This window comes from Ideonella sp., assembly GCF_036277275.1.
Classification (GTDB): domain Bacteria; phylum Pseudomonadota; class Gammaproteobacteria; order Burkholderiales; family Burkholderiaceae_C; genus Ideonella.
The window spans coordinates 30,775-45,387 of sequence record NZ_DASUNH010000117.1; the positions used below are offsets into that span (position 1 = coordinate 30,775).

A 14,613-nucleotide genomic window follows, 5' to 3' on the forward strand; every position below is an offset into this window, starting at 1 on the left:
CTGGCGCGGGCCGGCGGCGAGTTTTTGTCGCCAGCGTGACAAGGGTCACTCGGGTGGCCCCGATGGCGGGGCGTCGCTACCCGGGCTATACCCTTGCATGACCGCGCCGAGCCCGGCGTTCCCTTCGATGCCCGCCTCCTCATCGGACCCGCCCGCCATGACCCCTGCCCATCGCCCGCACCTGAAGCACTGGCCGCGCCGCCTGCCACGGGAGCTGACCGTGCCCGAGACGACGCTGTGGTTCAACCTCGAGGTCTCGGCGGCGCGCTACCCGAACAAGGTGGTCACGTGGTTCCTCGGCCAGCCGATGCGTTATGCCGAGCTGAAGGTCCAGGCCGAAACGCTGGCCGGCTGGCTGCAGGCGCAGGGCGTGGGCAAGGGCGACCGCGTCGCGCTGTTCCTGCAGAACTGTCCCCAGTATCTGGTCGCGTTCTATGCGGTGATGCGGGCCGATGCGGTGGTGGTACCGGTAAACCCGATGAACCGGGTCGACGAGTTCGGCCACTACATCACCGACCCCGAGACCAAGGTCGTGATCTGCGCGGCTGATCTCGCCGGCATCGTGGCCGAGGCTGATGCCCGCCTGCCCGAGGCGCAGCGCCTGAAGGCGATGCTGGTGACGCGCTATGCCGACACGCTGCCCGCCGCGTTCGACTCGGCTTTGACGCCGCAGCCGGCAATCGAGCAATGGCTGCGCGCCGACCCGCCGCTGCCCGTCGGCGCCACGCGCTGGGTGGACGCCTTCAGCGCCGGCCTCACCCCCGCCGGCCCACCCACCGCCACGGTCGATGACCTGGTGCTGCTGCCCTACACCTCAGGCACCACCGGCCTGCCCAAGGGCTGCATGCACACCCCCCGCACGTTGCTGCCGAACGCGGTCGGCGGGGCGTTGTGGGGTTACGCGACCGCGGAGTCGGTCAGCCTCGCGGTGGTGCCGATGTTCCACATCACCGGGATGATGTACGGCGTGATCGGCTCGGTGATGACCGGCGTCACGATGGTGCTGTTGCCGCGCTGGGACCGCGAGCTGGCCGGACGGCTGATCTCGCACTACCGGGTCACGCACTGGACCTGCATCCCGACAATGATCATCGACCTGTTCGGCAGCCCCAACTACAAGAGCTTCGACCTGTCGAGCCTGGTCTACCTCTCCGGCGGGGGCGCAGCGATGCCCGAGGCGGTGGCGCAGCGGCTGCTCGACGAATTCGGCCTGAGCTTTGCCGAAGGCTATGGCCTGACCGAGACCGCGGCACCGAGCCATGCCAACCCGCCCGAACGCGCCAAGCTGCAATGCCTGGGCATGCCGATCTTCGGCGTCGATTCGATGGTGGTCGACCCAGCGACGCTGCTGGAGCTGCCCGTCGGCGAGACCGGCGAAATCATCACCAGCGGCCCGATGGTCTTCAAGGGCTACTGGAAGCACCCGGATGCGACCGAGGCTGCGTTCGTCGAGAAAGACGGCCGCCAGTACTTCCGCACCGGGGACCTGGGCCGCATGGACGAGGACGGTTACTTCTTCCTGACCGACCGGCTCAAACGCATGATCAATGCCAGCGGCTACAAGGTCTGGCCATCGGAGGTTGAGCTGCTGCTGTACGGCCACCCGGCCGTTGCCGAAGCCTGCGTGATCGCGGCGAGAGATGCCTACCGCGGCGAAACGGTCAAGGCCATCGTCGTGCTGCGCGCTGAAAGCCGGGGCAAGGTCACTGAGCAGGACGTGATCGACTGGGCCCGCGACCACATGGCGGCCTACAAGGCACCACGGATCGTGCAGTTCGTCGACAACTTGCCCAAGTCGGGCTCGGGCAAGGTGATGTGGCGGCTGCTGCAGGAGCAGCAGCAGGCGGTGGACGCCCAGGCTTGACGCACGCTCCGCTCAGAACAGCGACTGCCCGGTCAGCGTCGTGAAGCGCTCCAGTGCATGGCTGCCGGCCAGCGAGTTGCCCGAGGGCTCGAGTTCCGGCGACCAGACGCAGACGCCGAGCCTGCTGGGGATGTGGCCGACGATGCCGCCGCCGACACCGCTCTTGCACGGGATGCCGACCCGGTAGGCGAAGTCGCCGGCCGCGTCGTAGGTGCCGCAGGTCAGCATCAGCGCCGACAGGCGCTTGGCCGAGCTGGCGTCGATGATCGTCTCGCCGTTCCACGGGTTGACACCGCCGTTGGCCAGGAAGGCCACCGCACGGGCCAGGTCCACGCTGTCCATGCTGATTGCGCAATGGCGGCAGTAGGCGTCGATCACCTCGTCGACCGGATTGACCAGGTTGCCGAAGCTGCGCATGAAATTCGCCATCGCACGGTTGCGAAACCCGGTGGCCAGCTCGCTGCGCGCAACACGGTCGTCGTACTGGATCGTCGCGTTGCCGGTCAAGCGACGCACGAACTCGACCAGCGCGGTCTCGGGGTTGACGAAGCGGGTACACAACACATCGGTGACGACCAGCGCGCCGGCGTTGATGAACGGGTTGCGCGGCTTGCCTTGCTCGGTTTCGAGCTGTACCAGCGAGTTGAAAGCCGAGCCGGAAGGCTCCCGCCCGACGCGCGCCCACAGCGCGTCGCCTTCACACTGGTAGGCCAGCGTCAGCGCGAACAGTTTCGACACCGACTGGATCGAGAACGGGATGCGGGCATCGCCGCAACTCGAGACATCGCCGTCCAGCGTGACGACCGCCATGCCGAAATGGTCGCCCCGGACCTTGGCCAGCTCCGGGATGTAGTTGGCCACTTGGCCACGGCCCAGCAGCGGCTGGACTTCGGCGTGGATCTGGTTGAGGACGGCCTGGTAGTCGACGGGGGCGGTGGTGCTCAAGATGGCGGAGTCAGTGGGCCAAGGTGGCGGCCGGCAGAGTTTAGGAGGACAGGCTGCCGTCGTCCCGCTCGGGCATCTGGCCGGATGAAGGAGGCATCAAGTTGATGCGGTGGCCCGAACTGTCCGGCACCAGCACGAGGCGAAGCAGTTCCCACTCGCCCAGCAAGGCAGCGGCCTCGACATGGGCCATCCCTTTGCCGTTCGGGCCTTCCACGCTGAACGACAGGCTGGCGTGGCCGTTCGGCCCCGAGAGGTGGATCTCGCCCATCGGCAAGCCGCTCGACAACGGCTTGCCGATCACGGCCAGCGCGCGCTCGTCGGTTTCCAGCCGCAGCACCGCCAGCTTGTAGGCTTCGCTGTCCTTCATCGCAGCCGTGGCGCCGAAGAACAGCGCGATGCCGAGCGCGATGAAGGCCAGCCAGACGATCACGCCCCACTTGGCCCAGCTGCGCTGAACGCGCTGGAACTGCTCGACGCTGTCCCACTTCTTGTTCCGCCAGGCCCAGGCGCTGCCTTTGACGCCCAGGACGATGACCATCACCATGTTGACGAGCGGCACGAACATCAACAAGGCCATCAGCGTGTTGTTGCCGATGCCCCAGATCCAGTTCAGCAGGAACGCGCCCCAATTCCAGCGGTCGATCTCCGCAGGAACGGCGGCGCTGGCGCCTTGACCGGAGGTGTTTTCCATCGCTGTCGGGTTCAAAAGAAAGGCCCCTCGCGGGGCCTGGGTGGTGTCAGCGTCCCAATTGCTGCCACAAGTACGCGAATTCCAGCGCCTGGCGGTCGGCACGCTGCGCATTGTCGGCGGCGGCGCTGTGACCGCCTTCGATGTACTCGTGGTACAGCACCGCGTGGCCCTGCTCCATCATGCGCGCGGCCATCTTGCGGGCATGGCCAGGGTGAACCCGGTCGTCACGCGTGCTGGTGATGATCAACGGCTTCGGGTACTTCGCGTTGGCTTTCAGGTTCTGGTAGGGGCTGTACTTGGAGATCCAGGCCCACTCGTCGGGCATATCCGGGTTGCCGTACTCGCCCATCCAGCTCGCGCCGGCCAGCAATTGGTTGAAGCGGCGCATGTCCAGCAGCGGCACCTGGCAAACCACGGCGTTGAACAGGTCGGGCCGCTGCACCATCACGGCACCGACCAGCAGGCCGCCGTTGCTGCCGCCCTCGATGCCGAGGTGGCGAGGGTCGGTGACCTTGGTCGCGATCAGGTCCTCGGCCACGGCGATGAAGTCGTCGTAGCTCTTTTGCTTGTTCTGCTTGATCGCGGCTTGGTGCCACCCGGGGCCGAACTCGCCGCCGCCACGGATGTTGGCCAGCACGAAGACGCCGCCCTTGTTGTACCAGCCGTTGCCGATCGCGCCCGAGTACGACGGATTCATCGAGACCTCGAAGCCGCCGTAGCCATAGAGCAGCGTCGGGTTGCTGCCGTCGGCCTTCGCGCCCTTGGGCCAGACGATGAAGTAGGGCACCTTGGTGCCATCTTTCGAGGTGGCGAAGCGCTGCTCCGCTTTCATGCCGGCGGCGTCGAAGAAGGTCGGGCGGGCTTTCAACTTCTCCAGCGTGTCGTTGCCGGTGCTGCCCAGCGAGAGCGTGTCGGGTGTCAGGAAGTCGGTGTAGCTGGCGAAGAAATTCTCGGCCAGCGGATCGTTCTTGACCTGCGGGTCGTGCAGCCCGTTGACGCGCAGCGTGCCGGGGTAGGGCGCGACGATGTCCTTCTTGACCCACGAGCCCTTGGTGTCGCGGTGCCAGGCTTCGGCACGGCCGGACACGTTGTCCAGCACGTTCACCAGCACCTGGCTGCGGGTGGTGGAATAGCCGGCCATCGAGCGGCTGGCCGTCGGCGTGAACAAGGCGGTGAACTTGCGTTCGCCGCGCAGGTAGCCGGCGGCGTCGGCCACCAGCAACGAGCCGCGGGGCCAGGTGCGGCCACCGACCGTCCAGTCGCTGCGCAGCTCGATCATCACCAGATCACGCCAAAAGCCCAGCTGGGCGTCGGCAGGCTTGTCGATCGTCACCGCCTTGTCGCCCTGCCAGAGCGCCATCTCGGTGCTGAAGAAATCGGGCGAGCGGCCGAAGACCACGCGTTCGAAACCGGGCGTGTGGTCGACGCTGGCAAAGGCCGACACGTCGGTTGCCTGGCCTTCGTAGACGGTGACGGCAGCCGACAGCGGCTCGCCACGCTTCCAGCGCTTGATCACGCGCGGGTAGCCCGAATCGGTCAGCGAACCGGGGCCGAAGTCGGTGCCGACGAAGGTGGTGTTCTCGTCGAGCCATTCGAGCGAGCTCTTGGCTTCGGGCAGCGCGAAGCCACCCTCGACGAAGCGACGCGTGGCGAGATCGAACTCGCGCACGACGCTGGCATCGGCGCCGCCGCGCGACAGCGAGATCAGACAACGCGTCGAGCCGCCGCCAAGGCAGTTCGCGCCGGCCCAGACCCAGCTCTCGTTCTCGGCCTTGGCCAATGCGTCGAGGTCGAGAACGACGTCCCAGGCTGGTTGGGGTTTGCGATATTCGGCCAGCGTGGCGCGCCGCCACAGACCACGCGGGTGCTGCTCGTCGCGCCAGAAGTTGTAGAGCCAGCCGCCCTGATGGGTGGCGACGGGGATGCTTTCCTTGGAGTCGAGGATCTCCTTGAAGCGCTTGCGGTTGGCTTGGAAATCCGGGTGGGCTTCGAGCAGCGGACGCGACACGGCGTTGCGCTCGCGCACCCAGGTCAGCGCCCGTTCGCCGGTCACATCTTCGAGCCACAGGTACGGGTCTGCAGCCGCGGTGGCGGGGGCGGGCGTGGTCGGGCTGGAGGTCTGGGCCATGGCAGAAGGGCCCGCGGCGCCGATCAGCGTGGCGGCGAGCGTGGTGAGCAGGTGTTTGGACATGGGCAGCGAGGTGGGAGGTCGCGGGTAGCGAGAGGTGCCGGCCCATCGGGTCGGGCCAGCGCGGCGGATGATAGGCGAGCCCCGGCGACCAACCGATCAAGATCGGTCAGCGTCGCGCAGCCTTCAACGCCGTGTCTGGATCTCTTTCAGGCGCCGAGGTTCCAACGCGACCGAATCGCGGCCGTTGCCGACATAGATATGGCCTTCTTGCACGGTCACCTGCAGCTGCATGCTGCGCTCGGCCATGGCCGCCAGCGCCTGGCTTTCGGCCGCGTCGATCTGCCAGACCTCGAGGTTGGCCAGGCGCGCGACCTTGTTTTCGATGCCGCTCCACCAGATCGGGGTCGAGCTGCTGTACGACCAGATGCGCACCCGCTCGGCGCGGCCGCAGGCCTTGGCCAGGCGGCGGTCGTCGGGCTGGCCGACCTCGATCCACTGCACCAGCGCGCCGGTCAGGTCTTTCTGCCACAGGTCGGGCTCGTCGGTGTCCGACAGGCCGGCGGCGAACTCGAGCGCGCCGCGGTCGGTGTCGGCCGGCACCGCGAGCGCGAACGCCAGCAGCCGCATCATCATGCGTTCGTCGGTTTCCGAGGGGTGGCGGGCCAGCGTCAGCGCATGGTCGGCGTAAAGCGCGCGGTCCATGTCGGCGATTTGCAACTGGGCCTTGAAGACGGTCGATTTGAGAGCCATGGTGCAGGAAGCCACGAGAAGGCGTGGGGCGGCGGATGGTATCAACCCGCCACGCCATCGCCGCCAATCAAGCCGAAGTCGGCACCACCTTCAGGCGCACGATCGGCCGTTGGGGCTTGCGGCGTGCCACTTCGCGGAAGCCGGCGCGGTCGTACATCGCTTTGGCGCCGAACCACATCGAGTCGTCGGCGGCGCGACCGGGTTTGTCCATCGGGTAGGCCTCGAGCAGCGACACGCCCAGCGTCTTCGCCCACACGACGGCGCCTTTCAACAAGGCACTGGCCACCCCTTGGCCGCGGTGTTCCGCCGGAACGACGAAGCAGATGATCGACCACACCGGCTGCTCGTCGACAGGCTTCATCACCGGCGAGCGCCGCAGCTTGGCGAAGTCTTCACGCGGGCCGAGCGAGACCCAGCCGACGGGCGTGTCGCCGCGGTAGCCGATCAGGCCAACCGGCCGCCCGGCGTCGACCAGCGCCTTCAATTCGGCACGGTTGGCCTGGGCGCCCGTCGTTCCGGCGGGCAAGGGGGCGGGTTCGCCGGTGTGGCGGTAGTACATGCACCAGCAGCTGCGTGCGACCGAGCAGCCCCGGGCCGCGAAGATGGCTTCGAGGTCGGGCCAGCGCTCGGGTGTCAGTGGGTGGATGTCGAGCTTCATGCTTCCTCGACCGGCAGTTCGCGCCGTTCCGCCGCACTGCGCCGGCCCAGGTCCAGCAGCCGCATTGCCGTCAACGCCTCGCGCGGCGGTACCGGGTTCGGCGCTCCACTGCGCAGCGCGGCGCAGACGCCGCTGTAATAGTCCGGGTACCGGCCGTTGCGGGTTGGCAGCAAGCGGCTCTCGAGCACGTCACCGGGTTCTTCGGCTCGCCACAGTGCCAGCTCGCCGGCTTGCGGGTCGGCACCCCAATCCGCCAGGTGGGCCGGGTCGGGTTGTTCGCCGGCTTTCAGCCTGTCCTCCTGGCAATCCAGCCCCCATTTGCGGTAGCCGCCGCGCGTGCCGTGCAGCACGAAGCGCGCACCGGTGTGCGCGGCCAGCGCACTGGCGTGCAGCGTGACGCGCAGCCCATCGACATACCGCAGCTGGGCGTGGAACCAGTCGTCGGCGACGGCGCCATCGCGCACCGAGGCGATGTCGGCGTAGAGGGTCTCGGGGGTGCCGAACAGCTGCAGCGCCTGGTCGATCAGGTGCGGCCCGAGGTCGATCCACAGCCCGCCGCCGGCTGCGGTCGACTCGCGCCAGCGTTCGCGCACCTGGCCGCGGAAGCGGTCGAAGTGCAGCTCGGCGTGCACGATGCGACCCAGCTGGCCGCTGGCCAGCAGCTGGCGCACGGTCAGGAAATCGCCGTCCCAACGGCGGTTGTGGAACACGCTGAGCAACAGGTTGCGTTGCTCGGCCTCGCGCACCAGTTCTTCGGCTTGGTCGGTGGTCAGCGCGAAGGGTTTGTCGACCACCACGGCCTTGCCGGCGCGCAGGGCCGCCAGCGCCAGCGGGTGGTGGCTGTCGTTCGGCGTGGCGATCACCACCAGCTCGATGTCGTCGCGGCGCAGCAGCGTGGCAGCGTCCGGCTCGATGGCCACCTGCAGGCCCAGCGCGGCCTGCACCGCGGCGGTTTGCGAGCTGGCCACCGCCACCAGCGCCAGCCCAGGCGTGGTGCGCAGCAGCGGGGCGTGGAAGGTGCGGCCGGCATAGCCGAAGCCGATCAGGCCGGTGCGGACCGGCGTGGAGGTGGAGGCGGACATGAGCCGATTGTGCGAGCCCTGGCGCCGCGGCACGAAGCCGGGGCGGGCACTGGGGTGATTGGCGAGGGCGGCTTTGGGCGCCCGATGGCATCATCCCCGCCATCAAATTGACATCCAGCCGCCGCTCATGCCCTCCACCACTGCTGTACCGATCCCCAACCCGCTGCTCGCAAACTGGACCGGCCCGTTCGGCTTGCCGCCGTTCGACCGGATCCGCCCCGAGCACTTTGCGCCGGCGCTGGCCGAGGCGATGCGGCAGCACCTGGCCGAGTTGGACGCGATCGGTGCGCAGGCCGAGCCACCGAGCTTTGACAACACCGTGGCGGCGTTCGACCGCGCGGGCGCGTTGCTGTACAGGCTGGAGGCGGTGCTCGGCAACCTGACCGCATCGGAAACCTCACCGGCCTTGCAGGCGGTACAGCGCGAGATGGCCGCACCGCTGGCCGCGCACGACAGCGCGGTGAAGATGCACGCCGGCGTGTTCCGGCGCCTGGACGCATTGCACGCCGAGCGTGCGAGCCTGGGCCTGACTCCCGAGGCATTGCGCCTGCTCGAACGCCTGCACGACGATGCCGTGCGCTCCGGCGCCCGTTTCGACGCTGCGGCGCAGGCGCGCTACTCGGCGATCATGCAAGAGCTGGCCACGCTGACCACCCGCTTCGCGCAGAACGTGTTGGCGGACGAGTCGAGCTACCTGCTGCACCTGAACGGCGAGGCCGACCTGGCCGGTCTGCCCGGCTTCGTGCGCGCGGCCGCGCGCCAGGCGGCCGCCGAGCGGGGCCTGCCCGAGGGCAGCCATGTGGTGACGCTGAACCGCTCACTGATCGTACCGTTCCTGACGTTTTCGGAGCGGCGCGACCTGCGTGAGGCCGCCTGGCGCGCCTGGGTCGGCCGCGGCGAATCGGGTGGGTCGACCGACAACCGCGCACTGGCCAGAGAGATCCTGCAACTGCGCCAACAGCAGGCCGCCGCGCACGGTTGCACCAGCTACGCCGACTACGCGCTGGCCGACACGATGGCCGGTGAGCAGGGCGCCGTCAGGCAACTGTTGAACGAGGTCTGGCGCCGCGCGCTCCCCGCGGCCGAGCGTGAGCGCCAGGCGTTGATCGCGATGATGCGCACGCACCACATCCAGGGCGAACCCCAGGCCTGGGACTGGCGCTACTGGTCAGAGAAGGTGCGCCAGGTCCGCTACGCCATCGACGAGGCCGAGCTGAAGCCGTACTTCTCGCTGGACAACATGGTGCAGGCCTTGTTCGACTGTGCGCAGCGCCTGTTCGGCGTGCGCTTCGAGCCGAGGCCCGAGGTCAAGGCCTACCACCCGGACGTCAAGGCCTACGAGATGTTCGACGGCGCAGGCCGCAGCGCGGGTCTTTTCCTGCACGACAACTTCGCGCGCCAGAGCAAACGCTCGGGTGCGTGGATGAGCGACTTCAACTACCAGTCGAAAAACCGCGGCGTGCCGGCGCCGATCATCGTCAACAACAACAACTTCGCGAAGGCGGCGCCGGGCGAGCCGACGCTGCTGTCGTTCGACGACGCGCGCACGCTGTTCCACGAGTTCGGTCATGGCCTGCACGGGCTGCTGTCGAACGTCACCTACCACCGTTTGGCCGGCACCCAGGTGCTGCGCGATTTCGTCGAGCTGCCGTCGCAGCTGTTCGAACACTGGCTGAGCCAGCCCGAGGTGCTCTCGAAGCACGCCCGCCACTGGCAGACCGGCGAGCCGATCCCGCAGGCGTTGATCGATCGATTGCAGGCCGCGCAGCGTTGGGGCCAGGGCTTCGATACGGTGAGCTACCTCGGCAGCGCGCTGGTCGATCTGGCGCTGCATGCGCGCACGGACGACGCGGCGCCGGACGACATCTGCGTGTTCGAGCGAGACGAACTGGCCCGGCTCGGCATGCCGCCCGCGGTGGGGATGCGGCACCGGCTGGTGCACTTTCAACACGTGTTCGCCGGCTCGAGCTATGCCTGCGGCTACTACGTGTACCTCTGGGCCGAGGTGCTGGACGCCGATGCTTTCGGCGCCTTTGAAGAGGTCGGGAACCCCTTTGATGCGGACGTGGCGGCGCGCTTGCACCGCCACATCTATGCCGTGGGCGACACGGTGCCGCCCCAGCAGGCTTACACCGACTTCCGCGGCCGCTTGCCGGCGCTGGAGCCCTTGTTGTCGAAGCGCGGTTTGCTCGAAGGCGAGAACTTCGCCGCCACGTGAGCCGGGCGCTGCGGCGCACGGTCATGGCGCGGCGGCGCGTCAGCGCGCACGAAGCCAGGCCGGTCACCGCGGTCGCGGTGCTCGAAAGCCGGGCGCTCACGGTGTTCGAAGGCCGGGCGCTGCTGGTCGAAAGCCGGGCGCTCGCGGTGCTCGAACGGGCTGCGGTCGGCCGGCGGACGGCGATCACCGCCGAAGCGGTCGCCATGGGCCTGCTGGCCTTGGTAGCCGCCACCATGGCCACGGTCGTTGTGGCGCGGGCCGCCACGGTGGTTGTTGAAGTAGTCGCCGACACGGCCGTAGCCGCCGCCTGACTTGCCGCGCGGGGCGCCGCTGCGCGGCGGGCGCTGCATCGTTTCCGGCGCGGGGCGCTGCGGCTCCAGGCCTTCGACCGTCGCGACCGGGATCGGCTGCGTCGTGTAGTGCTGGATGCGGCGGATCATCGGCACGTCGCGGCGCTCGGCCAGCGTCACGGCACGGCCCGAGCGGCCGGCACGGCCGGTGCGGCCGATGCGGTGCACGTAGTCTTCGGCCTTCAGCGGCAGACCGTAGTTGATGACGTGGCTGATCGTCGGCACGTCGATGCCGCGCGCGGCGACGTCGGTGGCGACCAGGATGCGCAGCTGGCGCGAGCGCAGGCCTTGCAGCACGCGGTTGCGGCGGCCTTGCGGCATGCCGCCGTGCAGCGATGCGACCTTGTGGCCCATCTCGTGCAGGCGATCGGCCAGGCGGTCGGCGTCGATCTGGGTGCTGGTGAAGACGACGGCCTGATCGACCTCGCGATCGGTCAGCAGCGAGTCGAGCAGCGCGTGCTTGTGGTCGAGGTCGTCGGCCCACATCAGCTGCTGCGCGATGTTCTCGTGCTTGGCCGTGTGGCCGGTGATCTGGATGCGCTCGACGTCCGGACGCTGCAGGCGCTGGGCCAACTGGCCGACTTCGCCGTCAAAGGTGGCACTGGCCATCAGCGTCTGGCGCTTTTCGGGCAGGGCCTGGGCGATGTGCTCGATGTCTTCGATGAAGCCCATGTCCAGCATGCGGTCGGCTTCGTCCAGCACCAGCATCTCGACGTTCTCGAGCACGGCCTTGCCGCTGCCCAGATGGTCGATCAGACGGCCGGGGGTGGCGACCAGGATGTCCAGCGGGCTGCGCAGCGCCTTCAACTGGGCCGGGTAGGGCACGCCGCCGACGACGGTGGTGACCGACAGGAACTGCACGTGGCGACCGTAGTCGGATGCGGCCTTGCAGACCTGCATCGCGAGTTCACGGGTGGGCACCAGCACGAGGATGCGCGGGCCGCGCACGACGCCGCGCTGCGGCTTTTGCGCCGGGTCCTTGCGGGCCTCGATCACCTTCATCAGCGCGGGCAGCACGAAGGCCGCGGTCTTGCCGCTGCCGGTGTTCGAGCACACGCGAAGGTCCTTGCCGGCCAAGGCGGCCGGGATGGCGCGGGCCTGCACGTCGGTGGGGTTTTCGTAGTTGGCTGCCTTGAGCGCGCGCAACAGGGCCTCGTCGAGGCCGAGCGATTCGAAAGTCATGAAAAGTCCTAGCCGCCGGACCATGGCGGTACGGCGAGCGGTGGGGCTAATGAAAAACATCGCCGCCGACCGCTTGTCTGCCACCTGAAATCAATTCAGGCGCGAGGACTTTCAACATGGGTGAGGCATATCGCTCGAATCAACTTCAAGCGGCCGACTCACCAGAGGGGAGGTCAGAGGGGATGAACTGCGTGCAATGGGCTTGGCAGCCTCAGTGCAACCGCGAAGTATATCGTAAACCCCGATGTTGTGCGAGTGATTCAAGCGACACCCAGACACATTCACACAAAATCCACACTTCATCCTGACGCCCAATGCCCTCTTTACGACCCGCGTGCCGGGCGGACCACGCTGAACTGTCCGTCGTCTCGTCTTCGCTTCCCCCGTTTTTCCGCCGCCATGCCGTCGGCTGGCCGCTCGCGCTGTCGCTGTGCTCACCGGCCTTGGCCATGGCGCAGGCCCATCCGATAGCGCCGCCGCCGGCTGTGCCGGCCGCACCTTCGGCGGATGCCGCTCAGCGGGTGGAAGTGACGGGCGAGCGCCAGAACGAGGGCGAACAGCGCCGGCAGTCGACTGCGGCCAAGATCATCGTCGGCCGTGACGAGATCGAGCGCTTCGGCGATGCGTCATTGGGCGAGGTCCTGAAGCGCCTGCCCGGCGTCACGATCGGCGGCAGACCTGGCCGCGGCGGGCAGATCCGCATGCGCGGCCTGGGCAGCGGCTACACGCAGATCCTGCTCGACGGCGAGCGCGTGCAAGGGGGGGTGTCGCTCGACTCCATCGACCCCGAGATGGTCGAGCGCATCGAGATCTTGCGCGCGCCGACGGCCGAGACCGGCGCCCGCGCCGTGGCCGGCACCATCAACATCATCACGCGAGAAGGCTTTCGCAAGCGGCTCAATGACCTGAAGCTGGGCTTCGGGCTTGAGAACGGCATCGTGTCGCCCGGTGTCTCGTGGACGCGCGACGACAAGTGGGGCGACCTCAACTACAACGTGACGCTGAACGCCTGGGTGCGGCGAAACGAGGACCAGAGCGTGGTGACCACGACGTCGCTCGATTCGGATTTCACGCAGGTCGAAGCCAACCAATCGAGCGATCGCCGCCATGGCCTGCACTTCAACGCCCGGCTGCAGTGGCCAATGGAAGACGGTGCGTCGCTGATGCTGATGCCGCTGCTGGTGTTCTCGGAAGGTGAGGGCAGACGCTCGTCGACGCTCGACCATTCCGGCACCGAGCCGCCCGATTTCGATGACTACGACCACAGTGCCGGCGACAGCGAGAGCCGGTTCATGCTGGCGCGCCTGAACGGGCAGTGGCGGCATCGGCTCGGCGAGGGGCGCATGGAGTGGCGTGGTGGCGTCGGTGCGTCGCAGTCGCGCAGCGAATCCGAGCGACACCAGTACTTGAACGGCGCCGAGACCACGCGTCTGAACGAAGACACCGACTCGCGCGAGCAGACCGGCCACCTCAACGCCAAGTACACGCTGCTGATGGGGGAGTCGAACAACCTGGTCGCCGGTGCCGAGGTCGACATGGGCCGTCGCGCCGAAGACAGCAGCACGCTGCTGGTCAGCAGCGCCTCGCCCGACCCTTTGATCAACACGCAGGACAGCCTGCGCGCATCGACCCAGCGCTTGGCGTTCTACGTGCAAGACGAGTGGAACCTGACGCCGCAATGGGCAGCCCATGCGGGCTTGCGCTGGGAGGGCATCACCACTGAAGGCGAGAGTGAGAACACGCCCGACGCGCGCAATCGGTCAAGCGTATGGACGCCACTGCTGCACGCAGTGTGGCGGCCCGAGCCGAAGAGCCGCGACCAGGTCCGCATGAGCCTGACGCGCAGCTACCGGGCGCCGACGCTGCAGAACTTGCTGGGCCACTACAGTGTGTCGTCGCGTGACCCGTTGGGCGAGAACTCAGAGACCAAGCCCGACCGTGCGGGCAACCCCAACCTTCGGCCCGAATTGGCCACCGGCATCGACCTCGCGTATGAGCACTACCTGCCCAGCGGCGGCATGTTCAGCGCGAACGTGTTCCACCGCCGCATCCGCGACCTGATGCGCACGTTGACCACGCTCGAAGACGTGCCCGACTTCGACGAGCCGCGCTGGGTCGCCCGGCCGCAGAACGTGGGCAAGGCGACCACGCAGGGCGTCGAGCTGGAGGCCAAGTTCCGCCTCAGCGATCTGGTGGATGACGCACCGGCGGTCGACTTGCGCGCCAACGTCAGCGTGTTCCGCTCCAAGGTCGACAGCGTGCCCGGCCCCAACAACCGGCTCGATTCACAGCCCGGCGGTACCGCCAATTTCGGCGCCGACTACCGATGGCCCGGTACACCGCTGACGACTGGCGGCAACTTCAACTACACACCCGGCTACACCACGCGATTGGCTGCCGAACAGTGGCTGACGCAATCGGCCAAGCGTGTTTTCGATGCCTATGTGCTGTGGACGATCAACCCGGCGATGCGCCTGCGCGTGACGGCCAGCAACCTGCTGCAGCAAGATGCACAGACGGTGAGCCTGGTGGAACAAGAGCGGGCCGACACGGTGGCGTCGACCTTCATGAACTGGCGGCTCCAGCTGGAGATGAAGCTCTAGCTAGTGCAGTGTTTCGTTCTGTTTGGAACTTAAGCGGCTATTTGCCCGAATGACCTTCTGCAGGATGTCGCGCGCGCTCTTGGTCCAGATGAACGGCTTGGGGTCGGTATTGTGGTGAGCGACGTATTCGTCGATGGCA

Annotated in this window: 10 protein-coding genes; 3 read left to right on the forward strand and 7 right to left on the reverse strand. The window is 67.8% G+C overall.

Annotated elements, in window-relative coordinates:
• The first annotated feature begins 157 nt into the window (after window positions 1–157).
• The gene (locus tag VFY73_RS19750) at window positions 158–1,864 is read left to right on the forward strand and encodes a long-chain fatty acid--CoA ligase (RefSeq protein WP_329721969.1); all 1,707 of its coding nucleotides are present in this window, start codon (window positions 158–160) and stop codon (window positions 1,862–1,864) included.
• Window positions 1,865–1,876: 12 nt separating this feature from the next.
• Here VFY73_RS19750 and VFY73_RS19755 read toward each other — a convergent pair whose 3' ends face one another.
• From VFY73_RS19755 to VFY73_RS19780, 6 genes are all read right to left on the reverse strand, one after another.
• Complete coding sequence (locus VFY73_RS19755) at window positions 1,877–2,809, reverse strand: glutaminase (RefSeq protein ID WP_329721971.1); 933 nt, start codon at window positions 2,807–2,809, stop codon at window positions 1,877–1,879.
• A gap of 40 nt (window positions 2,810–2,849) precedes the next feature.
• Entirely contained in the window at window positions 2,850–3,500 is a 651-nt protein-coding gene (locus VFY73_RS19760; RefSeq protein WP_329721973.1) for a cytochrome c oxidase assembly factor Coa1 family protein, read from the reverse strand.
• A 46-nt stretch (window positions 3,501–3,546) separates the two neighbouring features.
• Window positions 3,547–5,628: a prolyl oligopeptidase family serine peptidase gene (locus VFY73_RS19765; protein ID WP_414654495.1), complete on the reverse strand. Its 2,082-nt coding sequence runs from the start codon at window positions 5,626–5,628 to the stop codon at window positions 3,547–3,549.
• A 186-nt stretch (window positions 5,629–5,814) separates the two neighbouring features.
• On the reverse strand, window positions 5,815–6,381 hold the full coding sequence (locus VFY73_RS19770) for a YaeQ family protein (protein ID WP_329721977.1): 567 nt from the start codon (window positions 6,379–6,381) through the stop codon (window positions 5,815–5,817).
• A gap of 67 nt (window positions 6,382–6,448) precedes the next feature.
• Window positions 6,449–7,039: a GNAT family N-acetyltransferase gene (locus VFY73_RS19775; RefSeq protein ID WP_329721979.1), complete on the reverse strand. Its 591-nt coding sequence runs from the start codon at window positions 7,037–7,039 to the stop codon at window positions 6,449–6,451.
• Window positions 7,036–8,121, reverse strand: a complete 1,086-nt coding sequence (locus VFY73_RS19780) for an oxidoreductase (RefSeq protein ID WP_329721982.1) — start codon at window positions 8,119–8,121, stop codon at window positions 7,036–7,038. The genes VFY73_RS19775 and VFY73_RS19780 overlap by 4 nt, the downstream gene beginning before the upstream one ends.
• A gap of 127 nt (window positions 8,122–8,248) precedes the next feature.
• Between VFY73_RS19780 and VFY73_RS19785 the strand changes: the two genes are divergently transcribed.
• Complete coding sequence (locus tag VFY73_RS19785) at window positions 8,249–10,339, forward strand: M3 family metallopeptidase (RefSeq protein WP_329721984.1); 2,091 nt, start codon at window positions 8,249–8,251, stop codon at window positions 10,337–10,339.
• Here VFY73_RS19785 and VFY73_RS19790 read toward each other — a convergent pair.
• The gene (locus tag VFY73_RS19790) at window positions 10,249–11,871 is read right to left on the reverse strand and encodes a DEAD/DEAH box helicase (protein WP_329721986.1); all 1,623 of its coding nucleotides are present in this window, start codon (window positions 11,869–11,871) and stop codon (window positions 10,249–10,251) included. The two genes, VFY73_RS19785 and VFY73_RS19790, sit on opposite strands and share 91 nt — an antisense overlap.
• Window positions 11,872–12,320: 449 nt before the next feature.
• Here VFY73_RS19790 and VFY73_RS19795 point away from each other — a divergent pair, with 449 nt between their 5' ends.
• Entirely contained in the window at window positions 12,321–14,474 is a 2,154-nt protein-coding gene (locus tag VFY73_RS19795; RefSeq protein ID WP_329721988.1) for a TonB-dependent receptor, read from the forward strand.
• The last annotated feature ends 139 nt before the right edge of the window (window positions 14,475–14,613 follow it).